Here is a 26,651-nt window from a genome sequence, read left to right on the forward strand (position 1 = left end):
TGATTAATGCAATGCGTTCGCCGTCAGTCAATTCCCGCTGGCGGATGCACGATATTTTTGTTATGTTTATGACATGATGAGATTATTAACGGTAGCGGGGCTGAGCGGGTTGCTCATGGCTGCTTCTGCCCGGCCGGAATCTATCGGCGCGAAACCATACCCCCCTACGGAAATTACCATGAAGGCCGGTCCCGGACCGGCACAACGCTGGGTAGACAGCGTTTTTAACTCCCTCACCCACGAAGAAAGGATCGCACAGCTGATCATGATCCGCGTGCATTCCAACCTCGGTGCCGACCATGTGGCAGCCGTGATGAACGATATCCGCAATGTTAAGGTCGGAGGCCTCGTTACTTTTCAGGGTGGCCCTGGCCGCCAGGCTAACCTCGTAAACCGGCTCCAAGCCACATCGAAAACGCCACTACTTGTGGCAGTAGACGGTGAATGGGGATTAGGCATGCGCTTCGTTGACAGTGTGATCGCATTTCCCCGTAACCTTATGCTTGGCGCTGTTCAGGATAGCGGGCTGATTTATGAAGTAGGAAAAGCCATCGGCGAACAATGCCGCCGTATGGGTATACAATACAATTTCTCTCCCGTACTGGATGTTAATAATAACCCTGAAAACCCGGTTATCAACGACCGTTCTTTCGGGGAAGATAAATATCAGGTGGCCCGCCATGGTGTTGCCATGATCAAAGGCATGCAGGATGTGGGCATTCTGGCCTGTGCCAAGCACTTTCCTGGTCATGGCGATACGGATGTGGACTCACATCACGATCTCCCGGTTATCAGGAAATCCATTGCCAGCCTCGATTCACTTGAGCTTTATCCATTCCGCCGTGCCATCGAGGCCGGGGTGGCCTCTGTTATGATCGCTCACCTCAATGTGCCTGCCATCGATAACAAAGCCAATACTCCAACCTCTATTTCATACAAGACCGTCACCGAAATGCTGAAGAAAGACATGGGCTTCGATGGTATTGTGGTGACCGATGCGCTGGAAATGCAGGGCATCAGAAAATACTATAGTAATGGGCAGGAATCGCTTCAGAGCCTCCTGGCAGGTAATGATCTCATGGAGCTGCCTTCTACCGCACGCGGAAGTGTGCAGGCCATCGCACAGGCCATTAAGAAGGGGCTGATATCCCGAGAAGAAGTATATAGCCGTGTTAAGAAAGTACTCCTTGCCAAATACGAGACAGGCCTGGCAAACCTGCAGCCCATAGATCCTGAAAATATTACGGCAGATCTGAATGCAAATGTACTTCCGCTTCGCCGCCGCATATCAGAAAGTGCTATTACCGTACTGCGTAATGATAACCGCCTATTACCGCTGTCAGGAGTACAGGGACAGCAAAGGATTGCTGTAGTGGCTGTTGGGGTAGACGGTGGCAGCAACACCTTCCTTACCGCAGTGCGTGCGCATCGCCCGGATGTGGCCGGATATGTGTTCAGCCCTAGGCAAACGGAAGCTCAGATTGCAGGGATGGTTAAAGTACTGAAGAAAGATTACGATGCGGTAATAATTGCATTGCAGGACTATAGCCGCCGTCCGGCCAATAATTATGGCATTACGCGCGCAGAAAGGGCCGTGATTAATCAGATTCAGGAAGAAATGCCTGCGGTGACTGTTGCGTTTGGCAACCCTTATGCCATCAGGTATTTCTGCGGATCGCCTACCATTATCGCAGCATATGAAGACGATAGCATCACCCACCGCGCTGCCGCTGATGTGATTTTCGGGAAACTGCAACCCAAAGGCAAATTGCCGGTAACTGTTTGCGAAAACTTCCCCTTCGGTACCGGCCTTACCAGTCTCGTTGCAGAAGGCCCGGCGCAAGCGCTCCAGGTAATTGAGCCGGAATCGGTGGGGTTGAAAAGCGCTATCCTTCAAAGGATCGATTCACTTGCTTATGATATGATCGCCAAAGGCGCAGCTCCCGGCTGCCAGATATTGGCATTGAAAGACGGGAAACTCGTTTATCAAAAAAACTTCGGATTCTATGATTACAGCCAGCGCGAAAAAGTAACAGACAGTTCAGTCTACGATCTGGCATCGGTAACTAAAATCTGCGCCACCACCTTGTCTGTCATGCGTCTTTATGACGAAGGCAAGTTGCAGCTCGACGCAACACTGGGTACTTACCTGCCCTGGGTGCGGGGAACCGATAAGGCGAATCTGACGATCCGGGATGTTTTATTACATCAGGCGGGGCTTGTGTCGTATATCCCATTCTACAAAGAAACGCTTATGCCGAGCGGCTGGCCCGATACCATGCTGTTTGGACCTCATCAGGATTCCCTGCACACGCTGCGGGTGGCAGAAAACCTGTATATGCAGCAGCGCTATGTTGATACGATGTTCCGTCGTATCCTCGACAGCAAGCTGCTACCGGCCGGCCGGCAATATATTTACAGCGATAATGATTTTATTTTTTTGGGAAAGATTGTGGAAGCGCTGACCGGGCAATCGCTAGATCATTATGTACGTGAAACGTTTTATGAGCCGATGGGGATGGAAACCACGGGATTTGAACCCAGAAGCCGCCTGGCGCTGACCCGGCTTGTGCCAACGGAGTTTGAGCCTAATTTCCGGGTCCAGTGGATCCGGGGCGATGTACACGACCCCGGTGCCGCCATGTTTGGCGGTGTGGCAGGACATGCCGGGCTGTTTTCCAGCGCTGGGGATCTGGGGGTGCTGGCGCAGATGCTGCTGAACGGAGGTTCATATGGAGGTACACAATATATCCGCCCCGCTACCATCCAGCAATTCACGGGATATCATTCCGGTATCAGCCGCCGTGGGCTAGGTTTTGATAAGCCGGAAAAGGATAATGCCTCACGAAAAGATGCATATCCCAGCAAGTCGTGCTCCCTGCAAACATACGGGCATACAGGGTTTACAGGTACCTGTTTGTGGATCGATCCTCAGGCTAACCTGGCATTTATTTTCCTTAGCAATCGGGTTTGCCCTAACGGCGGGTCGAATTTCAAGTTGTCGACTTTGAAAGTGCGGGAGAATATGATGGAAACTTTGTACCAGGCAATGTTATAGCATACAAACCTGATCGTAAAATATTGCGGTGCCGGCATTAGTGCCGGCACCGCTTGTTTTTGGTGTTAACAAAACAGGCAGCCGGTGATCGGGGTCACGGGCTGCCTGTGGGGAATTGTGGGCTGGAAGGCCTGGGTTATTCGACGGACACGGCGCGGTTTACCATGTACTGCGTCTTGATAACAACGGATTTTTCCAGTTTATTTTTTCCATTTCTGATTTCGAAGGTATAGTCGCCGTCTTCCAGCTTTTCGAGGTTGTAACGGCCAACAAACCTGGGTGAAGTCAGGTCAAGGGGCTCTTTGTGGAGCGTGTTATTGTTCCCGTCTTTGATATAAAGGGTCAGTTTGTCCTGCAGGGGGTTATCGATCTGTACGAGGAAACGGAGGCCTCTGGAGCCTTCCTGCAGAATGTCGATTTTGCATCCTCTTTTGGCCATGTAGCTGGCTTCTTCAGGTGCTTTTTCTGTGCGTGTTTCACGGTTGCCTGGCTCTGTGGCATAGGCAAAAGCGCGATCCTGTGCAAATGTTTGAATGGAAATGCCGATTACCAGCAATACTGCCGTAAAAAATCGTTTTGGAGCCGCAACAAATGTCTTTTTCATGTGCTAAAATGTTTAATAGTTAACTTTCCTGGATTGGTAAGTGCTTTTTTCTAAATGACACCACAAAGTTCCAGTCTTGTCGTTAAGCCAACATTAAGTGGACATTAAGTAAATATGAGCAGATCGTTGATTTTATGTTACCTGTTTTGGGATAATTTATACTCGAAGAAATAAATAGGATTCGGGGCTGGGGGTATTCGGACTGTCTGTAAGCTGCTGACGCTCTAATGTTGTTAATGATCTGTTAATCAGGAAGACGAAAGTACGACTTAACTATATACAAAAATCAAAGTCCCTGAAATATTTTTTCAGTGGCATAGCGTAACAAATACGCAAACGCCGCCGGTTTAAGAGACCGGCGGCGTTTTACATGCTATTGTCTGTTAATTGATAACGGGTAGTTAATTGTATTTTGGATTTTGCTTCATTTTATCATTTCTCCGGATTTCTGCTGCCATAATTGGTAACAGATAATGCTTTTCTGAGAAGACCCGATCCTGCCCGCTGTTCACCACTTTGTACGTCCATTTCAGTGTATTATCCGGATTTAACTTTCCTAAGATTTCGATGCCATTTGCCGGACCGGAAAACACATTTTCCGCGATCAGCCATCGGCGGGCATCGAAGTAACGGTGCTCTTCGAAAGAGAGCTCGTACCTGCGTTCATAGCGATATGCTTCGGTGAGCGCATCACCAGTTACAGTATTGGGAATTGCAGGCATACCGGCACGGGTACGGATCTGATTGATAAGCGGACGTGCATTATCATATTGCTGAAGGCCAATGTAAGCCTCGGCAGCATTCAACAGGATCTCAGAATAGCGGAACCAGGGCCAGGCCTGATCCCCACGGAAGAACTGTGCATCCAGTGTCAGATCCATGAACTTGCGGATATAATAACCCGTGTATGTGCCATTCCAGTTTTCAATAGTGCTGGAGCGGGTATCCAAACCGGATTGGATAATAATAGTTCCCTGATCGTTCTTCTTTTCGAAGCGCCCGGTTTGGATTTCTCCGATGGGGTCAAGGGCAATCGCATCGCTGGGGCGCTTCTTCCATTTGGCACCATTATAAAGGATTGTGGCGTAAAAGCGGGGATCGCGGTTTGCATATGGGTTGGCGGCATGTGTATTATTAGCCCAGCTGAATTCGGAGCCGTCGGCCATCTGGTAACCGGAAACGAAGTTCTCCAATGGCACATTGCCGCCCCAGTTGTGATATCCGTTAGGACCATTATAAAGATCATGCGAAGTGCCCTGGAACTGCCGGTTGAAGTATCGGGCAAATATGATCTCCGAATTATCCTTGTCCAGAAAGACGCGGGAGTAATTGTCAGTAGCGTTAGACGTTGGTTTGTAAATCGCGAAAACATTTAGGTCGATGATCGCTTTGGCAGCATCCAGGGCTTTCTGATAGCGCTCTGCCTGATGGGCTGGCGTGCTGTTCACATATCCTCTGTACGATTCTGTTGCAGGGATACCTGGTTTGGCAAAAAGCGGGCTGGCAGCAAACAGGAGGATGCGCGACTTTAATGACATGGCTGCATATTTAGTGGCGCGGCCCGGCTGTTCATGTTTGGGAGGAAGGATGGCTGCGGCTTTATCGCAATCTTCCACTATGAAATTCACGCATTCTTCAAAAGATCCGCGGGCAATAAGCATTTCATCGCGGTCGCTGAGTTTAAATGGTTTCTTCACCAGGGGTACTCCACCCCAGTATTTTACCAGTATCTGATAAAAATATGCGCGCAGGTAATGTACTTCCCCGATCAACCTTTGCCGCTGGGCTTCATCAGTAAACGGCACCTGTCCTATCATCTCAAAGAAAATATTACAGTTCCGTATGGCGCGATAATACTTTTCCCATTCGCCAAACTGGCTGCTGAAAGCGCCAAGATCATCAGGCGATAGTGCATCCGTTACTGAAGTTTGTGTGCCATAATTGTGTATAAACCGGCTTTCGTCGGAAACGGAACTGAGCATCACTTCATTGAAACCGTGACGCATTTGCAGGTACAGGTTATTAACGTAGGCATTCACCAGCGGAGGATCTTTCCAAACGTCTTCATCACTGTAATCGTTCAGCGGTTTTTTATTTAGTATGTCTTTGTTGCACGCTGGCGACAATATTATCATCGCCGCAAGAAGCATATATGTAAGGTGTTGCAATGTTATTTTCATGATGCCGGGTTTTTATAAGGTGAGGTTAAGTCCGATGTTGAAGATGCGCGTTTGCGGATAAAATTGCCCGCTGCCGGAAGGGGATTCCGGGTCAAAAATCTTCGCCTTGTCGAAAGTAACGAGGTTTTGTCCGCTCACATAAATCCTGAGGTCTTCGATTCCTACGCGTTTAGCTCAACGAGGGTTTGCCGGACTTTCCCCGTTTGGTGGTAATTAGGATAACACCATTTGCGGCACGAGAACCGAAGATTGCAGCGGAGGCATCTTTCAGTACCGAAATGTTTTCAATGTCGTTCGGGTTGAGCCGCTGAAAGCCATCACGGGGAATTCCGTCGATTACCACGAGCGGGTCTGAATTGTTGAAGGTGCTCCGGCCCCGGATAAGAATGCGGGATCCGTCGTAGCCCGGTTCGCCGCTGTTGTTAAGCGCCATAAGGCCTGATACGCGACCTACTAATGCGTTTGAAACGTTCACTGTGGGCGCCTGTTTGATCTCCGAGCCTTTTACTGTGCTGACAGAGCCTGTTTTGGTCACCTTTTTGGTTGTGCCATACCCGGTTACCACATACTCATCCAGCTGTTTTTCAGTCTCTTTGAGGGTGATGGTAAGCGTGGTGGCTCCGCCAACCGGGTGCTCCTGGTTTTCATAACCGATGAATTGAAGTACCAATACGGCATTGGGCTCTACTCCCAGCAGAGAGAATGTGCCTTTTTCGTCCGTAACGGTGCCTTTGCTCGTTCCTTTCACCACAATGGTTACACCTGGCAGTGAGATGTTCTTTGCATCTCTGACCTTGCCTTTGACTGTGATGAGATTTGTGTTTTGGGTGGTGGATTGAGCGTGAGAGACGGGCATGTCTCCTGAAAAGACGGCGAGCACAGCCATAAGCATGGCTCCGCCATAACGTGGAATAATACGCATAACTGTAACGTGTTGGGTTTGGGTTAAGAAATAGTAACGATTCAGATTTTCATACCCAAGTTATCATGTTTTTCTTTAAATATTTTCTAAATAAGTGTATTAAAGACATGATATATTATTGAAAATATCCGGTAACTTAGTACTGTCACTGCATATTCATGAAAGTAAGATGGCTATTGGCGGCCGCCGTTCTGGCGTTTTCAGCCTGCAAAAAGGAAAAAAGCGAAGAAAGGCCCTATAAGGGCAATGTTTGCGATTACGCACCTTACACCAATGGTTCGTCGTTTACCTTTTATAATATCTCCAGCACTGGAGATACGACTATTTATACGCTAGAGGGTAAAGGAGATTCCCTGCTGAACGGGCAGGCCTGGGCGGTATTGCAGGAACAGATTGGAGGGGATAAAACACTCTTTCGCTGTGGTAACGTAGATTACGAACAACTGGCAGACTTTTCTTTCATCCCCGGCGGCCCCGCAGATCCTGTACGTAGTGTATACCTCCGGGAATCCGTGAACCTCGGTGGTTCATGGACAGAGACCATATTGGTGGATCTCCCTGTTATCGGAAAAGTAAATCTTACGCTCACCAACACCATTATGCAAAAAGGTACTTCCAAAACTGTTCTGGGCCAGCGCTTCGAGAATGTGATCGGTGTACGTACTGATTTCTCAGTTCCCCCGATACTGCCGGCAGAAACGCTGGTAACAAGATATTATGCGAAAGGTGTTGGTATGATTCAGGCAGATACGGATCAGGATACTGCTGTTATCTTCTCTTACAGTATTCCTCAATAACAATTACTCCCCATCCTTCCAGGCCCAAAGATACCTGCATGCATGTGTGCGGTAGGGCGCCCATTTGGCGGACAGTTCAAGCAGCCGTACGCGGTGCAGTTTTTTATCGGCAGGGTCCAGCTTGTAGAGGCGCGTCATCGCCTGCTGGATGCCAAGATCGTCGGTAGGAAACACGTCTTCACGTCCCAGATAAAACATTAGCAACATCTCCACCGTCCATCTGCCTACGCCTTTAATTTGCGTCAGGTAAGTGATCAGTTCGGCGTCGCTCATTTTATGAAGGCGTGCGTCTGTCAGTTTTTCTTCGATTACGAAGCGGGCAACATTGTGAACGTAAGAAACTTTAGCGTTGGATAGGCCGATGGCCCTTAGGGTTTCAGCAGGGGTGTCCAGGATCTGCTGTGGCCTGGGTTCCTTGTTTTTATAAAGGGCAAGGAACCTGCCGTAGATCACTTCCGCCACGCGGGTGGAAAGCTGCTGGCTCATAATAGAACCGATCAGCTTCAGCGCTATGTTTTTCCGCACCGGTATATCGGCCAGCGGGGCGGAAATGATCTTATGCAGTTTTTTATCTTTACGAAGATGCTGAATATATACTTCGTGAGGTGTCATCCTGATACTTATTCGATGGCGTAAGAAACGGTTCCGTCTTTTTCATCCTTCAGCTGGATGCCGATGGCTTGCAGCTGGTTGCGGATCTTGTCGGAAGTGGCGTAATCTTTCCGTCCCTTGGCTTCTTTCCTGATATCGATCAGCAGCTGTAGCACGCCGTCGAGTTTACTGGTATCGGCGGTTTCTTCGGAACGCATTCCCAAAATATCCACGAGGTAAGTATGCCAGGTGCTTTTGAGCAGGGCGAAAGTCGATTCGCTGATTTCGTGCATTTTCAACTGTCCGCCGCGGAGGGAATTAACGATGGGTGCCAGCTCGAAGAGGTTAGCGAGCACGCGTGCGGTGCTGATATCATCGTTCATGGCGGTGGCGCAATCGGCGCAGAATTCGCGAACCTGTTTATCGAGTTCATCATTAATGGGGGCGCCATTTCCGGAATATTCCAGTTTCTGCAGTGTCTCGAATGCGCTCCAGAGGCGTGCAAGCCCTTTTTCAGCGGCCTGCAGGGCTTCATTGGAGAAGTCGAGCGTACTGCGGTAATGCGTCTGCAGAATAAAGAAACGGATGGTCATGGGGCTGTAGGCCTTCTCCAGCAGCGGATGCGTGCCGGCGAAAAGATCCGTCAGACGGATCACGTTGCCATAGCTTTTACCCATTTTCTTACCGTTGATGGTAATCATGTTGTTGTGTACCCAGTAACGGGCCATCATGTCTCCATGGGCTACGGTGCTCTGGGCTATTTCGCATTCGTGGTGGGGGAACTGGAGGTCCATGCCTCCACCGTGAATGTCGAACTGTTTGCCGAGATATTTACCACTCATGGCCGAGCACTCGATGTGCCATCCGGGGAAACCATCGCCCCAGGGGCTGGGCCAGCGCATGAGGTGCTCTGCCGGCGCTTTTTTCCACAGGGCAAAATCTACCTTGTTCCGTTTTTCGTCCTGGTTATCCAACTCACGGGTGGTTTCCAGCTGATCTTCAATGATACGGCCGCTGAGGATGCCGTAGTGATGTTTTTCAGAATATTTTTTGACATCGAAATACACGGAACCATTGGCTTCGTATGCGAAACCGTCGTCCATGATTTTCTTGATCATTTCGATCTGTTCCACGATATGCCCTGTTGCGGTAGGCTCGATGCTGGGTTGCAGGTTGTTGAACTGCTCCATGGCCCAATGGAAGAGGTTGGTGTATTTCTGCACCAGCTCCATTGGTTCGAGTTTTTCCAGCAAAGCGCCCTTTGCGATCTTGTCTTCCGCATCCCTTCCTTCTTCTTCAAAATGCCCTGCATCAGTGATATTGCGGACATAACGGACTCTGTAACCCAGGTGTTGCAGGTATCTGTAGACCACGTCAAACGTGATGAACGGACGGGCATGACCCAGGTGCGACTCTCCTGAAACGGTGGGGCCGCACACGTACATGCCCACATGTCCGGGGTACAAGGGTGTGAAGACTTCTTTTTGTCGGCTTAGGGTATTGTGTAGTTTAAGCTGTTCTGACATATCTTAAGGTTCGAGCGGCGAATTTCGCATTTTATAACCCTAATTTCGAATTTTTTAACCAAAAGCGGAAGACAATCTTATGAATCCTATTCGTCCTCTCCGAGCCGCAGGTTAGTAATTACGGGGTAATGGTCGCTGAGGTCTGTACGGATGGTTCTAAAGCCATGGATGTAAAATGCGGGGTCGGCAAAGATATAATCAATTCGGAGTGTGGGCGAGATTCCGGAGAAGGTACGACCTACACCGCTGCCTTTTCGCAGGAAGGCATCCTGCAGATTGCCACGGATAGTATAGTAAGTGTAGCTGGCAGGAGTATCGTTGAAATCCCCGCAAACTACTACAGGGTGTGGACTGGTACGGATAAAGTCAGCCACTACATTGGCCTGCCGGCTGCGGCGGACGTAGGCATCCCGCATTTTGTTCATAATACCACGGGTGGCAACGAGCCCCGTATCTTTCTGGGCTTTCACCTTACTGATCGACTGATAATCTTCTTTATTGAACCGGAATGATTCTAGGTGCATGTTGATGATACGGATGGTATCTACCCCTTTCAGCACGTCTGCAAAAATGAGGCTTTCGCCGAGTGGACCGGGGGATAGTTTTACCTTATCGGATTTGATGATGGGGTATTTGGAAAAGATGATACTGCCCCAATGTTGCGTTCCATTCCTGTTGAAATCACTGGAAAAGAAGCGGTGTGGCAAACTGAGTTCCCGCGAGATATCTTCCCGGTTATTGAAATCGTTCTTTTTCTCCGAAGTATAGAAATCCTGCAGGCAGAGTACATCAGGTTCGTGACGCTCTATGAGCCGGAAAATGGAATCGCGGACAGGCTTACTGTTTTTTTTACTGTACAAACCGAAAAGGGCCACGTTAAAGCTCATCACGTTGAAACTGCCATCAGGCCGGTCGGCCGTATCCCAGTTCTGCGGCCAGCGGATGGCCACGAAGGAGGATACCGACTTCCAGCCAAGCAGCATTGCCACCAGGGGGATGAGCGCGTATTTAGGATGGAAAATAAGCCAGAAAACGAGGAAAAGCCCCAATACGCCAAGGAGGAACGGGAAGCCAAGGGTGAGGAAACTAATCGGCCAAAACCTTACCGGGGAAATGAAAGGGACCAGGCAGGCAAGGAGGAAAAACACCACAACAAGGATATTAACGGTCAGGAAAAACCCTTTTGTAAAAAGTCTTAAAAATTTCAACAGGTAAAATGTTTGGCTGCTATAAATTTAAATCATTAATTGACAATACTTTAATTATTGTAATGGCAAGTTGTAGGACAGCCGGTTTCGTATGTGAAATCTCTGTATTGTGTGACAAGCGCTACTGCCGGCGAAGAGATAAACGCGCCATCAATGGAAAATGTTGCAACTTCTTTTTCCGGTAGATATCTGCAGCTTCCACAAGTATGCGGTTGTCGGGTAAAATAAAATCGATCCGCAGCGTTGGGGCAATGGCAGAAAAGGTTCTCCCCAGGCCAAAACCGCGCTCCAGCCAGGCATCCTGCAGTTTATTGCCGCGTACGGTATGGTAAGTGTAGGAGAGTGGTACATCATTGAAATCGCCTGTCACGATCACAGGGTCGTCAGTTTTCGTAGTTTCCTGTTGTAGAATATTCGCCTGTTCGGCAATGAGCCTTTTGGTAGCCCTGCGCCCGGCATAAGGGAGGATGGCGCGGGCCAGGTTGTACTGGTTGTTTTTAAACTGATAAGAAGCAAAATGTGCTACTAAGAGCGTCATAGTATCTGAATGAACCAGCAGACGTAGCCGCACGAGGTCTTCGTTCCGGTTATATCCGCCATGAAAAGGGATACGGGCGGTATCTAGAATCGGGAAGCGGGAAAATACGATGGTGCCATAGTACCAAGTGGTCCAGTTATTATAATGCGGAGCAAAATAATGGTAAGGATATTTACCTTTTTCTGCGATAGAAGGCAGATGCCGGTCGCGTTCTTTCCCGGTATTGGTATAAAACTCCTGAATACAAAGGATATCCGGTGAGGCTTCTTTAAGTACTTCTTCGATCTGCCGGACCACCGGAGTGTCTGTCTTGTAATTCAGGAGGCCCATGCTGCTAGAGTTGAAGGTCATCACAGTGAACGACTTATCAGTAGCTGGCACATCTCCCCGGATGCCACCTGCAGCGAAATATGGAACGATGCCTCTGAAAGATAATACGATCGCCAGCAGCAGTACGCGCCATTCTCTACGCCGGGCTGCCATCCAAGAGAATATTGCGATGATAGAAAGGACAAAGAAAACGGGATACAGCAGTCCTGCAAATCCAAGAGGGACGTATTCCAGCGGCCTGAACAACGGCAACCATGCCGAGGCTACAAGCATTCCGGCAAGAACGTACGTTGCTATACGTAGAAAGCGAAATCGGCGGGGTGGGGGCGTAACAGGCATAGGGGGTAGTTCCATTTTATTCTTCTTCGCGGCTGGCGCGGATCAGAATTTCCCTGTCTTCCGGCGACAGGCTTTCCATGCCTTTATCGTTGATTTTATCCAGAATTTCGTTGATGCGATGCTCCGGTACGTGACCGATCTTCACGAAAGGAAGGGGGGTGCTGCGGTTAGGTGGTTCGGGGAAAGTGGCAGTTTCCTCATCCTTCCGGCTCAACTTTTTTTTTGGATGGAAAACATGGGTTACGTTATAAAAGAAGTCGAAGATACTGTCTGCGAAGCTGGGGCCATTTTTAAATGCCACAGATAGTAAGGCTCCCGTAACGGCGCCACCAACCATATACACAAGGTTAGAAAGGCTGCCCTCGCCCAACAAAACAGAAGCGGCGTGGAGTATTAAGAATATGCCAAAGAAGATCCAGATGGGTACTCCGCCACGCCATAATTGGGGGAAAACGCGAAGCCCCGGGGACATGAAAGTAATTCCGGTAGCCATAGCCATAACCCCGGCGTGTGCGCCCATGATACCGCCGCCGGCGGTCACTGGAGGTAATACACCCGGCAGGAGGTTCATTGCAGCAATATAGGTGATGTAGCCGGCAAAACTGCCGAGTACATAAGTAACGGGGATTTGTTTGTAACCAGCCTGTTGTTGGAGTACGCTGCCAAAAACGAACATCCAGACCATGTTGCTGAAGATATCCCAGAAATCCATATGGGCGAACATCGCTGTGAGCAGGGTCCATGGTTTGGACAGAACGGTGCCGGGCGATGCGGAAACGATTGTGTTAGACAGGATGTCTCTCACAAACGCAGGCTCGCCGTACTCTTCCATGAGATAAATTATCTTGATGAAGTACAGGAGAATGAAAACGGTAGTATTTATGAGCAGAAGCTGGGTTACCATGTTTTTCTCTTCCCCCAGGGACAATCCCGGTGTCCGCTCTTTTTCTGCTACTTCCATGGCACTGGTGTTTGTATGCAAAAATACGATTTTTTAAAGGTCATTAACTGCGCGGGTCGCTTCTTTCCCGCCATATCTTCAGCATGATGAATCCGAACAAGGCACCGCCCAGATGCGCGAAATGGGCAATATTGTCGCTATTATTCTGGAACCCGACATACAATTCCCACAAGATATATCCACCGATGAAATATTTCACTTTTATCGGGAAGGGAATGGGAATAATGAACAGGTATTGATTGGGAAACAGGTACCCAAACGCCAGCAACACTCCAAAAACCGCACCGGAAGCCCCTACAGTAGGCACATTTTTATATTGTTCCACGAAATCGGACACAAAATGTTTCGTTTGCCAAACCAGCATATCAGAATCCGGGGGGAGGCGTCCCCAGGCTTCCACGAAACCATGTAACCGGTCCAGGTTATACTTATTGACGATAAAGCGGAAGTTGTCGAGCGTAGGCTGGTCGTAGAAGCGTTGTGCTTCCTTGGCCAGGGTCATGTTATCGTACGTGAGTACTGCCTCATGGCAAAAGGCTGCACCGAGCCCGCAAATGAGATAGAAATTGAGGAATCGTTTCGGACCCCACCGGTTTTCCAGGGTGGCGCCAAACATCCAGAGGGCGAACATATTCGAGAACACGTGCAGGAAATTGCCTTCGTCGTGCAGGAACATGTGGGTGATGAACTGATGGGGGCGAAAGAATTCGGAACCCCAGTATCGCAGGCCAAGGTAATCGGCCAGACTGAAGCCATACAGCTTGCTCAGCCCTACCTGGGTCAGCCAGATAACACCGTTGATGATTAACAAATACTTGATGACCAGTGGCAGATACTGGAATTTTCCGGGTCTCATCTCGCTCATGACCGTTACTTATTCGTGATGGTTACTGTCAATCTCTTTCCTCGTTCTTCCGCTGCAATATTAGTATCTGCGCTGCAGCAGCGCTACATTTTCGATATGGTGGGTATGGGGGAACATGTCCACCGGGCGCACCCTTTCGATGGTATATTTTTCAGCCAGGAGGGCGAGGTCGCGCGCCTGGGTAGCGGGGTTGCAGGAAACGTATACAATACGCGGTGCTGCTACTTCGAGCAGTTTAGCCGTCAGTTTCTCATGCATGCCTGCACGGGGAGGGTCGGTGATGATTACGTCAGGCGTACCATGGGTCGCGAAAAACGCATCGTCAGCAATGTCGATCACATCTCCGGCAAAGAACTCAGCATTCGTAACCCCGTTGGCTGCCGCATTCTCCTTTGCGTCGGCAATGGCTTCGGGGATAAGCTCAATACCTACCACTTTCCCGGCCTGTGGCGATACGAAGATGCCAATGCTGCCGGTTCCGCAATAGAGATCATAAACAGTTTCGCGACCGGTTAACCCGGCAAACTCCCGCGTTACCTTATAAAGGGCTTCGCCCTGATAGGTATTTGTCTGGAAGAAAGACTTCGGGCCGATTTTAAAGGTGAAATCTTCGAGCTTCTCCTCTACATATCCCTTGCCAAACCAGATTTGGGGCTCAAGGTCAAAGATAGTATCGTTCTTTTTGGGGTTGATGGTGTAAAGCAGGGTGGTGATGGCGGGAACCTTTTCCTGCAGGTGATCCAGCAGCCCTTTCAGAGCTTCATCTTCATGATGCACCACCAGGTTGGCCATAACTTCGCCGGTAGTGCATATGCGCAGCACGAGGTTGCGCAGCCAGCCTTCCTGGCGGCGGATATCATAATAAGACAGGTTATGCTTTTCTGCATATGCCCTGATGGTGTTCTTGATCAGATTGGCCGGTTCCTCCATGAGGTGGCAGGTCTGAATGTCGAGTACTTTATCGAACAGCCGGGGGATGTGGAAGCCGAGAGCGTTTCGGCGGGGAATTTCATCCCCTTTTGCAGGCATTTCAGCATCGGTGAGGTAGGCTTTGTTGGAAAAGGTGAATTCCAGCTTGTTACGGTAACGGCGAACTTTTTCCGCGCCCAGGATAGGTTCCAGGGGAGGGAAATTCAGGTGGCCGATCCTGCGGAGGTGGTCTTCTACCTGCTGTTGCTTATAAGCCATTTGCTGATCGTAGGGCAACATCTGCCATTTACAACCTCCGCAGAGGCCGAAATGTTCGCAGAAAGGTTCTGTGCGTTGGGGGGAATAACTCCGGATAAGCGTGGCTTTCCCTTCTGCCCAGTCTTTTTTGTTTTTAGACAGGCGAACGTCTACCACGTCGCCAGGCACTACGCCGCCTTCAATGAAAACGACTTTGCCATCTACCCGCGCCAGGGCTTTGCCTTCTGCGGCATAGCCGGTTACAGGCACATTTTCAAGTACTACATTTTTTTTCCTCACGGGTGCAAAGGTAGGATGGTTTTATTTACTTTTATTGCACCTATGCAAAAACTGCTAACTCTCCTGCTGGGCTGCCTTTGCAGCTATTCATCCCTCTGCGCGCAGGGCTACCAGATCTCCGTTACCCTCCGCAACTACCAATCGGGTACCCTCTATCTCGGCCATTATATGGGCAAAACCACATATGTAATGGACTCCGCACAGATCAACCCGCAGGGTACTGCTGTGATTTCCGGAAAGGAGGTTCTTCCGGGCGGCATCTACCTGATCGTGATGCCCGGAAAGCAAAAGTATTTTGAGATATTATTGGACAAAGACCAGCAATTCTCCATTACGGCAGATACCAGCGATCTGGTTGGAGGCACCACTTATACTGGAAGTGCAGACAATTCACTTTTCTCTGAATACAACCGGTTCATCCAGCAAAACAGCAGCGATCTCCAGCATAAAGCCGCTGCTGCCCGTACTGCGAAGGACTCTGCCGCACTGAGGCCGCTCTCTGAAGCTTTCGGGCAAAAGCTCCAGGAATACCGGGAAAACGTGATCACGAAACACCCGGCTTCACTCCTTGCCAGCCTTTTTAAAGCCATGAAAGAGCCACAGGTACCCCCAATGCCCATGAAGGCCGATGGTACAGCGGATTCCACTTTCCCTTACAGATATTATAAAGGTCATTACTGGGATAATATTAATGTAGCCGACGGCCGACTGGTTCGTACCCCGATTTTGGAGGCACGCCTCGACAGATATTTTAAGAATCTGGTGGCTCCCGTTCCGGATTCTACAATTTATGAAGCCGATCTTTTGCTGGCCAGAGCAAAGAAAGACAAGGAATCATTCAAGTTTGTACTGTGGTGGCTCACGCACACATACGAAACATCGCCGGTAATGGGCATGGATGCCGTGTTCGTGCACCTGGTGGAGAAGTATTATGTACCCGGGGATGCTTACTGGCTTTCTGCGGAGCAACGGGAAAAAGTTATCAGCCGAGCGCTCACTATCGCACCGAACCTTATTGGTCAGCAGGCCGCCCCGATGGAGCTGAAGGATACGTCTGCCCGCAAAGCTTCCCTGTACGATATCAAATCCAAATACACCGTCGTGGTTTTCTGGGACCCTACCTGCGGCCATTGCATAACGGAAGTACCTAAACTCGATTCCGCCTGGAAGGCGAGCTGGAAGAATAAAGGTGTAACCATGGTTGGGGTAAGAACCGATGGTACCCGCGAAGAATGGATCAAGTTTATCAAAGAACACAAAATGTCCGGCTGGATCCACGCCTGGGACCCCGATAATCTTACGAACTACCGCAAATTCTACGATGTGTATGCTACTCCCGTCGTTTACCTGCTCGATGAGAAGAAGAAAATTCTCGCAAAACGCCTCGGTATGTCCCAATTAGATGAGTTCCTGCAACGGGAAGCCGCTGTGGATAAACGGAATTAATTGCACATATAATTCTGATTTACAGAGTGTTAAAACTGCTTTGACAGGCTTTGGCATAGTCTTTGGAATTTACCTGTCATCACCAAAACTTTAGGTTATGACGAAAAAGATGATTTTAACATGTATGGCGATCGGAGTTTCCGTAGCCGCGATGGCCCAGGTAAGAGTAGGTGTAAAAGGCGGCTGGAACGTGGCGAACATTTCCGATGCCAATAGCGGATCAGTTGATAAAAGCCGTTCCGTGAATTCATTTAATGTCGGTGCGATCGCGGATATTCCGCTTTCTCCCATCCTCTCTTTACAACCTGGTGTGTTCTACACCGGTAAAGGCACCAAGCTTGAAAGAGGCGAATCCGGCAGCCTTGCCTACTTTAAAACGACTACTGGTCCCCGTTACATAGAAGTGCCTGTAAACTTAGTAGGTAAGATCCCCGTTGGCAATGATATGCGCATTTTCCTGGGCGCCGGTCCATATGCGGCCTTTGGCGTAGCAGGTAAAAACAAATGGGAATCTACCGTGGCTGGCGCTCATACCAGTGGAGAGAGTAACATTAAATGGGATGACGATACTCCCTTTAATGATGGCGATCCCAACCAGGGTTACGATAAGTATAAAAGATTCGACTATGGTGGTAACCTGATGGCAGGTATGGAGTTCGGTAACTTCCTTGTATCTGCACAGTATGGACTGGGCTTCGGTAAAATACTTTCCGGAACCGACAATAGTTCGGATGATAAGGGTAAAAACCGTGTCTGGAGCTTTTCTGTTGGTTACCTTTTTGGAGGCAGCAAATAAACAATTTACAGTGCCCCGCAGTTTATTTAGTTAATCATTTACTCCCAACAGCAACATTTTCCTAAAACAACAAAAAATAACATGAAAAAAGTTCTCTTGTCCGTTGCTGCCATGCTTTTGGTAGGCGCCACCTTTGCTCAGGTAAAGTTCGGCGTGGTGGCCGGACCGCAATTTTCCAGCCAGACGTACAAAATTAATGGCGATAAGGAAACCAGTGATCTGCTGACCGGGCTCCGTGCCGGTGTCACTGTAGATCTGCCACTGGCCGACGAATTTTTTATCCAGCCCAGCCTGCTTTATTCAGGTAAAGGTGGTAAGGAAAAGATCAACAATCTTACCCTGAAAGAACGTATCCATTACCTCCAGCTTCCTATCAACTTCATGTTCAAACCTGAAGTAGGTGCAGGTAACCTGTATCTGGGTGCTGGTCCGTATTTCGCCATGGGCCTTGGTGGTAAATCCGAGGCAGTAATTGGTGGTAGTGTGGTAAGCAGCGACATCGACTGGGATGATTACCGCAAAAGATTTGATGCTGGTGCCAACCTGCAGTTTGGTTATGAGCTGCCAGTAGGCCTCAACTTCGGACTGTATGCCGACCTTGGCCTGGTTAATATCCGCCAGAATGGTGATAGCGACAACTCCCGCCGCAACACCTCTTTTGGTGTAACCGCTGGTTATAAATTCGGCGGCCGCTAGTATAATAAGCGCATCGCAAACCCCGATATAAGATAAGGGTCAGACGTGAAATTTATTTCATGTCTGGCCCTTCTTCTTTGCCCATAACTCAAATTATCGTGTTTGGCCCGACTTGGAAAATGCACGTTTTAAGTTAATTATTGGTTATTACAAACAACCGTACAACTAAACACAATCTTCTTTGTTGTAGGTTTGCGTCTGCATATTAAAGGACAGTTGAGACGACACAGGACCCCCCGAACCGGATACACTTATAATATTTGGATTTTGCCAACTCTTGCCGATCGTCGACCCAAAACAGGTAATTATGATGAGAACTTTACTCATGTGCATGTTATTGTATGTGGCCCCAGCCGCATTTGGACAAGTTAGTATAGGCGTGAGGGGAGGCTATAATGCTTCCAATGTTGAGATCAGTGGAAACGCTCCTGCCGGAATGGGCATTGGAAAAGGCTATATGAAACCACTGCACAGCTGGCATGCGGATTTTTTGCTGAACATTCCCCTGATGGAAAGATTGTATTTACAGCCTTATATCCGGTACATCCGGAAAGGAGCTGTTATCCGTGATCAATATGCCGGAAAGTCTGATCTGTCGGGCATGCTGATTACCAAAGGTACCCGCCTGGAGCTGGATTACCTGGAGTTGCCGCTGAATATAGTATATAAGCTCCCGGTTGGCCGTGGCCACCTGGTAGGAGGTGTAGGCCCATATGTAGGTTATGGCATAAGGGGGAAATACTCCTTTACCATGGAGCGCGACGGGGAGGAAGTAAGCCGTGACTTCAGGAAAGTACAGTTTTCAGGAAAGGCAGATGATAACCTTGCCGTGATCCGGATGGCTCCCTGGGAAGCAGGCGCTCATTTATCAGTAGGGTATGAGTTTTTCAGCAGTGTTAATATCGCGGTAAACTGTAACATCGGGCTTACCGATACCGATCGCAGCGAGCTTACGCGCAGCCGTAACCAATACGTAGGCCTCAGTGTTGGATTCCTGTTTAACCGGGAAGACTATTAATTATCAAGATAACTATCAACATAAAAAAGGGCACTTCCTCAGGAAGTGCCCTTTTTTTTATTTCCCGGGTAGGGGTAAGGTGATTGTCAGGCGTCATAATAGCAGCAATACATCACCAATAAGTTTTCTAAACAAAGGTGTGACAGTTATAGGGAAACACAGCCATTGCGTATCGACGCAATGGTTTTTCCGTTTTAGAGGATGGATGAAACCACCTGCTGCACAACTTTGGGCTTGCCGAGCGTATAATAATGCAGTACGGGAACACCGGCAGCTTTCAGCTCTTTCGACTGCTGAATGAGCCATTCTGTTCCAACCAATTCCACATCCTTGTCGGTTTTGCATTTGATTACCTCGTTGGCGAACTCATCGGGCATATCCACATGGAAGATCCGGGGCAGTACCGTCAGCTGCTTCTTGGAAGTAAGGGGTTTCAGACCGGGGATAATGGGCACATTAATGCCGTTTTCGCGACATTTGGCTACGAAATCAAAGAATTTTTTATTGTCGAAAAACATCTGTGTAACGATGTAATCGGCTCCTCCATCTACTTTTTTCTTCAGGTAGTTCATGTCGGTCTGCAGATTGGGAGCTTCGAAGTGCTTTTCGGGATAGCCCGCCACGCCGATGCAGAATTTGGTTTTGATACCGCCCTGAAGGTCTTCTTCGAGATACATGCCATTATTCATACATACTACCTGCTCCAGCAGCTCCAGCGCATAGCGGTGGCCATTGGGGTGGGCTTCGAAGAAGGTTTCGTTTTTGGGAGCATCTCCACGCAATACGAGCACGTTGTCGATTCCCAGGAAGTTGAGGTCGATAAGGGCATTCTCCGTTTCTTCTTTGGAGAAGCCTCCGCAGATAAGGTGGGGAACGGCATCTACCTGGTAATGGTTCATGATGGCGGCGCAAATACCTACTGTACCGGGGCGTTTACGGATCTCTACTTTATCAAACGATCCATCGGCCCTTTTCTTGAACATATGCTCGCTGCGGTGGTAGGTCACATTAATATATGCCGGCTTGAATTCCATCAGCGGGTCCAGATGGTCCCAGATGGAATCAATGCTCTTTCCCTTCAGCGGAGGCAGGATCTCGAAGGAGATCAGGGTATCTTTCGCCTGGGCGATATGTTCGGTAACTTTCATGTTGATTGCGGCTTCATTTAAAAAGCCCCGCAAAAATAATATATCCCCCAATAATTAGCTAATAGCCAATAAATGGTTAAAATCCTTCATTTGAAATGGGTAAAACCGTTGTCCATTCGCTGATTTTGTTATTTTTGCCGAGATTCTAACTATGGCATTAAGGATACATACGCAGCAATTGGTGAAGCGTTACCGCAGCAGGACTGTGGTAAACCACGTTTCCGTGGAGGTAACGCAAGGCGAGATCGTAGGGCTGCTGGGCCCTAATGGCGCCGGTAAAACAACCACCTTCTACATGGTTGTAGGGCTGATCAAGCCAGACGAGGGGGAGGTGTTCCTCAATGAAATCAACATCACAAAGCTGCCCATGTATAAGCGGGCGCAGATGGGAATCGGCTACCTGCCGCAGGAAGCCAGTGTTTTCCGAAAGCTCAGTGTGGAAGATAATATCTCCGCCGTGCTGGAAATGACGAAGCTGACGAGGGCAGAGCAGAAAGATAAACTGGAGAGCCTTCTCAGCGAATTCCGCCTGCAGCACGTGCGTAAAAGTCCCGGGGATGTACTCTCCGGCGGCGAAAGGCGCCGTACTGAAATTGCCCGGGCGCTGGCAGTAGATCCCAAATTTATCCTGCTGGATGAACCTTTCGCCGGCATCGACCCTATCGCCGTGGAAGACATTCAGGGAATTGTAGCAAAGCTTAAATACCGCAATATCGGCATCCTTATTACCGACCACAACGTTCAGGAAACACTTTCCATCACCGATCGTGCTTATCTCCTCTTCGAAGGTAAGATACTCAAAGCCGGATCTGCCGAGGAACTGGCGGAAGACGAACAGGTGAGAAAAGTGTATCTTGGCCAGAATTTCGTGCTCCGGAGAAAAGATTATCTCGACGAAGCCGCTAAACAAGTAGAATAACCTGTCAATAAAAACCCTGCTATAAACCGGTATGAAGATATTAAGTCCAGCGCTGTCGCAATTGGCCAGACTACGGATGGGGCGCATCGAGCACTTTATGCAGTACCCCCTGCAGGTACAGCAGCAGGTTTTCCAGAGCCTGCTCAGCGCCGCGCAGTACACCGAGTTCGGTAAACAGTACGGATTCTCCAAAATTTATAAGATAGACGAATTCAAGCAAAGGGTGCCCGTGCATACCTATGAAACCATGAAGCCCTACATTCAGCGCGTCATGGAAGGTGAACAAAACGTTATCTGGAATACGCCCATCAAGTGGTTCGCCAAATCTTCCGGCACCACGGCCGACAAAAGCAAGTTCATCCCCGTTTCCGTAGAAAGTCTCGACGAATGCCACTACCGCGCCGGCCGCGATGTGTTCTCTCTGTATTATAACAATTTCCCGGACGCTGATGTGCTCACCGGCAAATCCCTCGTTATCGGCGGAAGCCACCAGGTCAATAAACTCTCGCCCGACAGCGACAGCTATTATGGCGACCTCAGCGCCGTGATGTTACAGAATATGCCCTTCTATGGCAACCTCCTCCGCACGCCAGACCTTTCCATCGCTCTTATGGACGAATGGGAAGAAAAGATCGAACGGATGGCTAACGCCGTAATCCATGAAAACGTGACCTCCATTGCCGGCGTACCTACCTGGACGATCGTTCTCATCAAACGTATTTTCGAACTTACGGGGAAAGACAATCTGGCCGATGTATGGCCTAACCTCGAAGTATATATGCATGGCGGTGTAAGCTTTACGCCTTACCGCGAGCAGTTCAAAAAGCTCATCCGTAAACCCGACATGAACTATCTCGAATCGTACAACGCTTCCGAAGGTTTCTTCGCAGCGCAGGACGTGATCGGGGAAGAAGGGCTGCTGCTGTTCTTACAGCATGGTATCTTCTATGAGTTTATGCCGATGGAAGAACTGGGGAAAGAGTTCCCCCACACGCTGCAGCTGCATGAAGTGGAAATGGGTAAAAACTATGCACTTGTGATCAGCACCAATGGAGGTCTCTGGCGCTACCTGGTAGGTGATACTGTGCAGTTCGTATCTCTTGCCCCATACCGCATCCGCGTGAGCGGCCGCACCAAATCATTCATCAATGCATTCGGGGAAGAGCTGATAGTAGACAATTCCGACAAGGCCATCGCAGAAGCGGCAGCCGCCACGGGCGCAGTGGTCAACGATTATACAGCGGCACCTATCTATTTTAGTGATGGGGCAACAGGCGGGCATGAATGGCTGGTGGAGTTTGAACAGGCTCCTGCTGATATCAATGCTTTCATCGACATGCTCGACAGTACGCTCAAAACCATCAATTCCGACTACGAGGCCAAACGTCATAAAGATATAGCGCTGGCCAGGCCCACACTTCATTCCCTGAAGCCGGGCACGTTTACGGAATGGCTGAAGAGCAAGGGCAAACTCGGCGGACAACACAAAGTTCCCCGCCTCAACAACGAAAGAAATGTGCTGGAGGAAATCCTCCGGTTTATTGAAAAACAATAGGGAAAGGCTTACTTTAGATATACCTTCACCCAATCAGACTAAAGTTAAAACTACACAGTTACAATGAAATTACTCGACAACAAAGTAGCCATCGTTACGGGAGCAAGCCGCGGCATCGGAGAAGCGATCGCATTGAAATTTGCTGACCATGGCGCACATGTTGCTTTTACGTACGTGAGCTCAGACGAAAAAGCAAAAGCGCTCGAAGCCAAATTACTGGCTAAAGGTGTGAAAGCAAAAGCATACAAGAGCAACGCAGGTGTTTTCGAAGAGTGCGAAGCACTGGTGAATGATGTGGTGAAAGAATTTGGCACTGTTGATATCTGCGTTAATAACGCGGGCATCTCTAAAGATAACCTGCTGCTCCGCATGAGTGCAGACCAGTGGGATGAAGTGATGGACGTGAACCTGAAGAGCGTTTTCAATATGACGAAACTGGTGATCCGCCCTATGATGAAAGCCAAAAGCGGCAGCATCATCAATATGAGCTCCATCATCGGCATGAAAGGCAATGCGGGCCAAAGCAGCTACGCGGCTTCCAAAGCTGGTATCATCGGTTTCTCTAAATCCATTGCTCAGGAGCTGGGCAGTCGCAATGTGCGTGTAAACTCTGTTGCTCCCGGTTTCGTGGAAACTGATATGACCAATTACCTGAAAGATGGTGAGGGTGCAAAAGCCTACCTCGATAAAATTCCCTTGGGCAAATTCGGTTCTCCCGAAGATATCGCCAATGTATGCCTCTTCCTGGCATCAGACATGAGCGCATACGTAACCGGCCAAACGCTGAGCGTGTGTGGCGGTTTGAATACCTGATACAATTTCAACTTACTGATAGCACAAAAGGCCGTCTCAAACGAGACGGCCTTTTCTATTGTGGCAGATCAATTGTCGGATTCCCTATTTAATAACAGCCGGCAACCTCCTTTTATACCCTCGTACCAACCGGGCTAACCAGTAGTTTAAAGAAGGGTTAAAGTAGCTATAAAGAAGGTATAATGTATATAAATGCTACCTAAAGGCAGCGCCATGGCCCTTTTTATGGGAATATATATACATAAGATATAGGTAGCTTAACTATACTTCAACCCTTAATTAGCTACGCTTTAAGGTTAAGCTTAATGGCAGTAATCGCTACGGCTGCCCTGATTCCTGTCACAGAATAGGTAAGCAGGCGGTAAATGTGCAATGTTTTTAAGGATGTGTACTGTTATATGTCATACTTAATATTGGATTAGCCGTTACCGGTTAGTATCTTGCCGGGGTATGAAAAGTATCCGTACAGCTATTGCCTGCGTCCTCATGCTGGGCGCGCTTCCGCTGAAAGCCCAGCGTAAGCCTAATATCGTACTCATTATTTCTGACGACCATGCCTTCCAGGCTATCGGGGCTTATGGCGGCCGCGAAGCCCGCACGCCTAATATTGACCGGCTGGCAATGGAAGGTGTTCGTTTTAACCGGGCGTATGTCACCAACTCTATCTGCGGCCCCAGCCGTGCGGTGATCCTCACAGGGAAGCACAGCCACAAAAACGGGTTTAAAGACAATGAGCACTCCCGCTTCGATGGCAGTCAGAACACCTTCATCAAAGAGCTGGGCAAAGCCGGATACAATACCGCATGGATCGGCAAGTGGCATCTGGAAACGCGGCCGGAAGGGTTCTCTTACTGGCAGATCCTCCCCGGCCAGGGGCATTATTATAACCCCGACTTCCAGATGATGGACGGGTCGCGGAAGAATTTCGAAGGATATGTGTCGAATGTAGTGGAAGATGAAGCGGAGAAATGGCTCAGCGGCCGGGATACCTCCAAACCGTTCTGCCTCGTTATTGGCCATAAAGCCACACACCGCACCTGGATTCCTGATACGACCGATATGGGCGCTTTCGAAAACACCACCTTCGAACTGCCTGCCAACTTCTTCGATAAATACGAAGGCCGGGAAGCCGCACGCGTACAGGAAATGAGCATTTCAGAATCCATGCGTATGGGGTATGATCTCAAGATGTTCGGCGACAGCGCGGAAGCGAACCGGGAAGGCAGTATCAAACGCATGAACCCTGCTCAGCGGGCGAAGTTCGATGCATTTTATAATCCCATTGCGGATGGGCTCAAAACCGTCCGTTTCACTGCCGAGGGCTTCGCACAATGGAAATTTCAGCGTTATATGCGCGATTACATGAGTACGGCGCTATCCCTCGACCGTAACATCGGCCGTACGCTGGATTACCTCGACCGTAACGGGCTTGCGGAGAACACCATCGTAATCTACATGTCTGACCAGGGCTTTTATATGGGAGAGCATGGCTGGTTTGATAAGCGTTTCATGTACGAAGAATCTTTCCGTACCCCTATGATCATCCGTTACCCGGGTAAACTGAAACCGGGCTCTGTCAATAATGACTTCGTGATGAATCTGGATATCGCCCCTACTTTACTGGATGCTGCCGGTGCCGCAGTTACTGCGGATATGCAGGGTAAATCGTTCCTGCCTGTGCTGGCACGGAAAGGAAAAGCGCGCAAGGCAATTTATTACCATTACTACGAAAACGGGGAACACGCAGTATCTCCTCACTTCGGGGTGCGTACGGAGCGCTATAAGCTTATCCGCTTCTATAAGCGTGTAAACGGTTGGGAATTGTATGATCTGAAGAAAGATCCTTCTGAGATGAAGAACGTTTTCAACGATGTCAAATACCGCAAAATCAAAGCAATGATGATATCGGAGCTGCAGGGCCAGATCGGTAAATATGAAGATACCGATGCCATGGGCATCCTGCGGGCAGGACTATAATCCTTTCCCGGCGATCTCTGAACGGAAAAATTCCATGCACTTCCTGTCTTGCAGGGTTACGAATACGGTTTTCCCGTCGTGCCCGCCAAACACCAGGTTGCTGCAGGATTTGCCTTTAAGGGGGATTTCCCGGAACACTTCGCCTTCGGGTGTAAGCATGGCAATAGTGCCTTTACCATAACGTGTAACATAAACATTACCCTCGCGGTCGCATTTCATACCATCGAATCCGAAGTCGGGAAATTCGGCGAAGAGCTTTTTATTGGAAATATTCCCTTTCGCATCTACTGCGAACTTCCAGATCTTACGCTGTACGCTTTCATTGACGTACAGCGTTTTTTCGTCGGGGCTGAGGCAAATACCATTGGTGGTACCCATGTTTCCATCCAGGAGTGTGGGAGTGCCGTCAGGATCAATGCGCCAGATCTGACCGGTCCCGTTCTTCCAGCTGGGGTCGGAGGCGAAGAGCTGGCCCTTTTCATTGATACAGAAATCGTTGGGCTGGTTAAACTGGTCTGAATGGCAGAAAACTGTGACGTCACGGGTTTTCATATTCACTTTCAATATGTTATGCCCCACAAAATCGGCCAGGAGCATATTCCCTGAACGGTCGAACACGATGCTGTTGGCAATACTGCTGTCTGGCAGCGTTACAAAAATATTGCCCCTGCCTGTATGCGGACTGATTAGCCCCACCGTTCCATCCTGCCTGAAATTGACCACGAACAACCTGCCGGCCTTATCAAAATTGGGGCCTTCGATATTGGTGGAAAACATGTTCTCTTTTGTGAGATCACGGGCGGTATAGGGTAAATTCTGACCAAATACGGCCGTTGCAGCAAGGGAAAGGAGCGTGGTGAGGATGGATTTCATTCCGGTAAATTAATTTTTTTGACG

23 protein-coding genes are annotated in these 26,651 nt (G+C 49.1%); 10 read left to right on the plus strand and 13 right to left on the minus strand.

Features of this window, described 5'->3' with window-relative positions:
* Positions 1 to 73: 73 nt before the first annotated feature.
* Positions 74 to 3,058, plus strand: a complete 2,985-nt coding sequence (locus DEV76_RS05890) for a glycoside hydrolase family 3 N-terminal domain-containing protein (protein WP_109696077.1) — start codon at positions 74 to 76, stop codon at positions 3,056 to 3,058.
* A gap of 136 nt (positions 3,059 to 3,194) precedes the next feature.
* On the opposite strand, the gene DEV76_RS05895 is transcribed toward DEV76_RS05890, so the two are convergent.
* The 4 genes from DEV76_RS05895 to DEV76_RS05905 form a co-directional block, all read right to left on the minus strand.
* Positions 3,195 to 3,662, minus strand: coding sequence for a hypothetical protein (locus DEV76_RS05895; RefSeq protein WP_157962740.1), 468 nt, complete (start codon positions 3,660 to 3,662; stop codon positions 3,195 to 3,197).
* 401 nt (positions 3,663 to 4,063) lie between these two features.
* Entirely contained in the window at positions 4,064 to 5,842 is a 1,779-nt protein-coding gene (locus DEV76_RS05900; protein ID WP_109696081.1) for a RagB/SusD family nutrient uptake outer membrane protein, read from the minus strand.
* A gap of 12 nt (positions 5,843 to 5,854) precedes the next feature.
* Positions 5,855 to 5,980 carry a hypothetical protein gene (locus tag DEV76_RS26260; RefSeq protein WP_262509825.1) on the minus strand — a complete coding sequence of 42 codons (126 nt, stop codon included), beginning with the start codon at positions 5,978 to 5,980 and terminating at the stop codon, positions 5,855 to 5,857.
* Between the two features lie 31 nt (positions 5,981 to 6,011).
* On the minus strand, positions 6,012 to 6,764 hold the full coding sequence (locus DEV76_RS05905) for a TonB-dependent receptor plug domain-containing protein (protein ID WP_109696083.1): 753 nt from the start codon (positions 6,762 to 6,764) through the stop codon (positions 6,012 to 6,014).
* Positions 6,765 to 6,922: 158 nt separating this feature from the next.
* Here DEV76_RS05905 and DEV76_RS05910 point away from each other — a divergent pair, with 158 nt between their 5' ends.
* The gene (locus DEV76_RS05910) at positions 6,923 to 7,561 is read left to right on the plus strand and encodes a hypothetical protein (protein ID WP_157962741.1); all 639 of its coding nucleotides are present in this window, start codon (positions 6,923 to 6,925) and stop codon (positions 7,559 to 7,561) included.
* Between the two features lie 3 nt (positions 7,562 to 7,564).
* Here the strand turns inward: DEV76_RS05910 and DEV76_RS05915 are convergent, their stop codons facing one another.
* From DEV76_RS05915 to rlmD, 7 genes are all read right to left on the minus strand, one after another.
* Positions 7,565 to 8,173: a DNA-3-methyladenine glycosylase family protein gene (locus DEV76_RS05915; protein ID WP_198651954.1), complete on the minus strand. Its 609-nt coding sequence runs from the start codon at positions 8,171 to 8,173 to the stop codon at positions 7,565 to 7,567.
* 8 nt (positions 8,174 to 8,181) lie between these two features.
* On the minus strand, positions 8,182 to 9,678 hold the full coding sequence (gene cysS / locus DEV76_RS05920) for a cysteine--tRNA ligase (RefSeq protein ID WP_109696089.1): 1,497 nt from the start codon (positions 9,676 to 9,678) through the stop codon (positions 8,182 to 8,184).
* A gap of 86 nt (positions 9,679 to 9,764) precedes the next feature.
* Positions 9,765 to 10,886 (minus strand): endonuclease/exonuclease/phosphatase family protein, encoded by a 1,122-nt coding sequence (locus DEV76_RS05925; protein ID WP_109696091.1) that lies wholly within the window; start codon positions 10,884 to 10,886, stop codon positions 9,765 to 9,767.
* Positions 10,887 to 11,007: 121 nt separating this feature from the next.
* The gene (locus DEV76_RS05930; RefSeq protein WP_157962742.1) at positions 11,008 to 11,907 is read right to left on the minus strand and encodes an endonuclease/exonuclease/phosphatase family protein; all 900 of its coding nucleotides are present in this window, start codon (positions 11,905 to 11,907) and stop codon (positions 11,008 to 11,010) included.
* 202 nt (positions 11,908 to 12,109) lie between these two features.
* Complete coding sequence (locus DEV76_RS05935; RefSeq protein WP_157962743.1) at positions 12,110 to 13,075, minus strand: rhomboid family intramembrane serine protease; 966 nt, start codon at positions 13,073 to 13,075, stop codon at positions 12,110 to 12,112.
* Between the two features lie 22 nt (positions 13,076 to 13,097).
* Positions 13,098 to 13,919 carry a rhomboid family intramembrane serine protease gene (locus DEV76_RS05940; RefSeq protein WP_232826886.1) on the minus strand — a complete coding sequence of 274 codons (822 nt, stop codon included), beginning with the start codon at positions 13,917 to 13,919 and terminating at the stop codon, positions 13,098 to 13,100.
* Between the two features lie 60 nt (positions 13,920 to 13,979).
* Positions 13,980 to 15,386, minus strand: a complete 1,407-nt coding sequence (gene rlmD, locus DEV76_RS05945; RefSeq protein ID WP_109696097.1) for a 23S rRNA (uracil(1939)-C(5))-methyltransferase RlmD — start codon at positions 15,384 to 15,386, stop codon at positions 13,980 to 13,982.
* Positions 15,387 to 15,428: 42 nt separating this feature from the next.
* Between rlmD and DEV76_RS05950 the strand changes: the two genes are divergently transcribed.
* The 4 genes from DEV76_RS05950 to DEV76_RS05965 all read left to right on the plus strand — a co-directional run bounded on the left by DEV76_RS05950 (position 15,429) and on the right by DEV76_RS05965 (position 19,342).
* Positions 15,429 to 16,832, plus strand: coding sequence for a TlpA family protein disulfide reductase (locus tag DEV76_RS05950; RefSeq protein WP_198651955.1), 1,404 nt, complete (start codon positions 15,429 to 15,431; stop codon positions 16,830 to 16,832).
* 97 nt (positions 16,833 to 16,929) lie between these two features.
* Positions 16,930 to 17,628 (plus strand): porin family protein, encoded by a 699-nt coding sequence (locus tag DEV76_RS05955; RefSeq protein ID WP_109696100.1) that lies wholly within the window; start codon positions 16,930 to 16,932, stop codon positions 17,626 to 17,628.
* A gap of 81 nt (positions 17,629 to 17,709) precedes the next feature.
* Complete coding sequence (locus DEV76_RS05960; RefSeq protein WP_232826887.1) at positions 17,710 to 18,324, plus strand: porin family protein; 615 nt, start codon at positions 17,710 to 17,712, stop codon at positions 18,322 to 18,324.
* A 307-nt stretch (positions 18,325 to 18,631) separates the two neighbouring features.
* The gene (locus tag DEV76_RS05965; RefSeq protein ID WP_109696102.1) at positions 18,632 to 19,342 is read left to right on the plus strand and encodes an outer membrane beta-barrel protein; all 711 of its coding nucleotides are present in this window, start codon (positions 18,632 to 18,634) and stop codon (positions 19,340 to 19,342) included.
* A gap of 194 nt (positions 19,343 to 19,536) precedes the next feature.
* Here the strand turns inward: DEV76_RS05965 and metF are convergent, their stop codons facing one another.
* Complete coding sequence (metF, locus tag DEV76_RS05970) at positions 19,537 to 20,490, minus strand: methylenetetrahydrofolate reductase [NAD(P)H] (protein ID WP_109696104.1); 954 nt, start codon at positions 20,488 to 20,490, stop codon at positions 19,537 to 19,539.
* 151 nt (positions 20,491 to 20,641) lie between these two features.
* Between metF and lptB the strand changes: the two genes are divergently transcribed.
* The 4 genes from lptB (at position 20,642) to DEV76_RS05990 (ending at position 25,754) form a co-directional block, all read left to right on the plus strand.
* A complete protein-coding gene (lptB, locus tag DEV76_RS05975; protein WP_109696106.1) occupies positions 20,642 to 21,409 on the plus strand; it encodes an LPS export ABC transporter ATP-binding protein in 768 nt (255 codons plus the stop codon).
* 31 nt (positions 21,410 to 21,440) lie between these two features.
* Positions 21,441 to 22,964 (plus strand): GH3 auxin-responsive promoter family protein, encoded by a 1,524-nt coding sequence (locus tag DEV76_RS05980; protein WP_109696108.1) that lies wholly within the window; start codon positions 21,441 to 21,443, stop codon positions 22,962 to 22,964.
* A gap of 63 nt (positions 22,965 to 23,027) precedes the next feature.
* The gene (gene fabG, locus DEV76_RS05985; RefSeq protein ID WP_109696110.1) at positions 23,028 to 23,777 is read left to right on the plus strand and encodes a 3-oxoacyl-[acyl-carrier-protein] reductase; all 750 of its coding nucleotides are present in this window, start codon (positions 23,028 to 23,030) and stop codon (positions 23,775 to 23,777) included.
* 450 nt (positions 23,778 to 24,227) lie between these two features.
* A complete protein-coding gene (locus DEV76_RS05990) occupies positions 24,228 to 25,754 on the plus strand; it encodes a sulfatase family protein (protein WP_109696112.1) in 1,527 nt (508 codons plus the stop codon).
* Here the strand turns inward: DEV76_RS05990 and DEV76_RS05995 are convergent.
* On the minus strand, positions 25,749 to 26,627 hold the full coding sequence (locus DEV76_RS05995) for an SMP-30/gluconolactonase/LRE family protein (protein WP_109696114.1): 879 nt from the start codon (positions 26,625 to 26,627) through the stop codon (positions 25,749 to 25,751). The genes DEV76_RS05990 and DEV76_RS05995 overlap by 6 nt on opposite strands.
* Positions 26,628 to 26,651: the final 24 nt, after the last annotated feature.

This window comes from Chitinophaga deserti, from assembly GCF_003149455.1.
Lineage (GTDB): Bacteria > Bacteroidota > Bacteroidia > Chitinophagales > Chitinophagaceae > Chitinophaga > Chitinophaga deserti.

Bases quoted from the DNA above. Each gene is read 5' to 3' on its own strand.
- DEV76_RS05890 (WP_109696077.1), top strand. From the start codon at position 74: ATGATGAGATTATTAACGGTAGCGGGGCTGAGCGGGTTGCTCATGGCT.
- DEV76_RS05895 (WP_157962740.1), bottom strand. From the start codon at position 3,662: ATGAAAAAGACATTTGTTGCGGCTCCAAAACGATTTTTTACGGCAGTA.
- DEV76_RS05900 (WP_109696081.1), bottom strand. From the start codon at position 5,842: ATGAAAATAACATTGCAACACCTTACATATATGCTTCTTGCGGCGATG.
- DEV76_RS05905 (WP_109696083.1), bottom strand. From the start codon at position 6,764: ATGCGTATTATTCCACGTTATGGCGGAGCCATGCTTATGGCTGTGCTC.
- DEV76_RS05910 (WP_157962741.1), top strand. From the start codon at position 6,923: ATGAAAGTAAGATGGCTATTGGCGGCCGCCGTTCTGGCGTTTTCAGCC.
- DEV76_RS05915 (WP_198651954.1), bottom strand. From the start codon at position 8,173: ATGACACCTCACGAAGTATATATTCAGCATCTTCGTAAAGATAAAAAA.
- cysS (WP_109696089.1), bottom strand. From the start codon at position 9,678: ATGTCAGAACAGCTTAAACTACACAATACCCTAAGCCGACAAAAAGAA.
- DEV76_RS05930 (WP_157962742.1), bottom strand. From the start codon at position 11,907: ATGGCAGCCCGGCGTAGAGAATGGCGCGTACTGCTGCTGGCGATCGTA.
- DEV76_RS05940 (WP_232826886.1), bottom strand. From the start codon at position 13,919: ATGAGCGAGATGAGACCCGGAAAATTCCAGTATCTGCCACTGGTCATC.
- DEV76_RS05950 (WP_198651955.1), top strand. From the start codon at position 15,429: ATGCAAAAACTGCTAACTCTCCTGCTGGGCTGCCTTTGCAGCTATTCA.
- DEV76_RS05955 (WP_109696100.1), top strand. From the start codon at position 16,930: ATGACGAAAAAGATGATTTTAACATGTATGGCGATCGGAGTTTCCGTA.
- DEV76_RS05960 (WP_232826887.1), top strand. From the start codon at position 17,710: ATGAAAAAAGTTCTCTTGTCCGTTGCTGCCATGCTTTTGGTAGGCGCC.
- DEV76_RS05965 (WP_109696102.1), top strand. From the start codon at position 18,632: ATGATGAGAACTTTACTCATGTGCATGTTATTGTATGTGGCCCCAGCC.
- metF (WP_109696104.1), bottom strand. From the start codon at position 20,490: ATGAAAGTTACCGAACATATCGCCCAGGCGAAAGATACCCTGATCTCC.
- lptB (WP_109696106.1), top strand. From the start codon at position 20,642: ATGGCATTAAGGATACATACGCAGCAATTGGTGAAGCGTTACCGCAGC.
- DEV76_RS05980 (WP_109696108.1), top strand. From the start codon at position 21,441: ATGAAGATATTAAGTCCAGCGCTGTCGCAATTGGCCAGACTACGGATG.
- fabG (WP_109696110.1), top strand. From the start codon at position 23,028: ATGAAATTACTCGACAACAAAGTAGCCATCGTTACGGGAGCAAGCCGC.
- DEV76_RS05990 (WP_109696112.1), top strand. From the start codon at position 24,228: ATGAAAAGTATCCGTACAGCTATTGCCTGCGTCCTCATGCTGGGCGCG.
- DEV76_RS05995 (WP_109696114.1), bottom strand. From the start codon at position 26,627: ATGAAATCCATCCTCACCACGCTCCTTTCCCTTGCTGCAACGGCCGTA.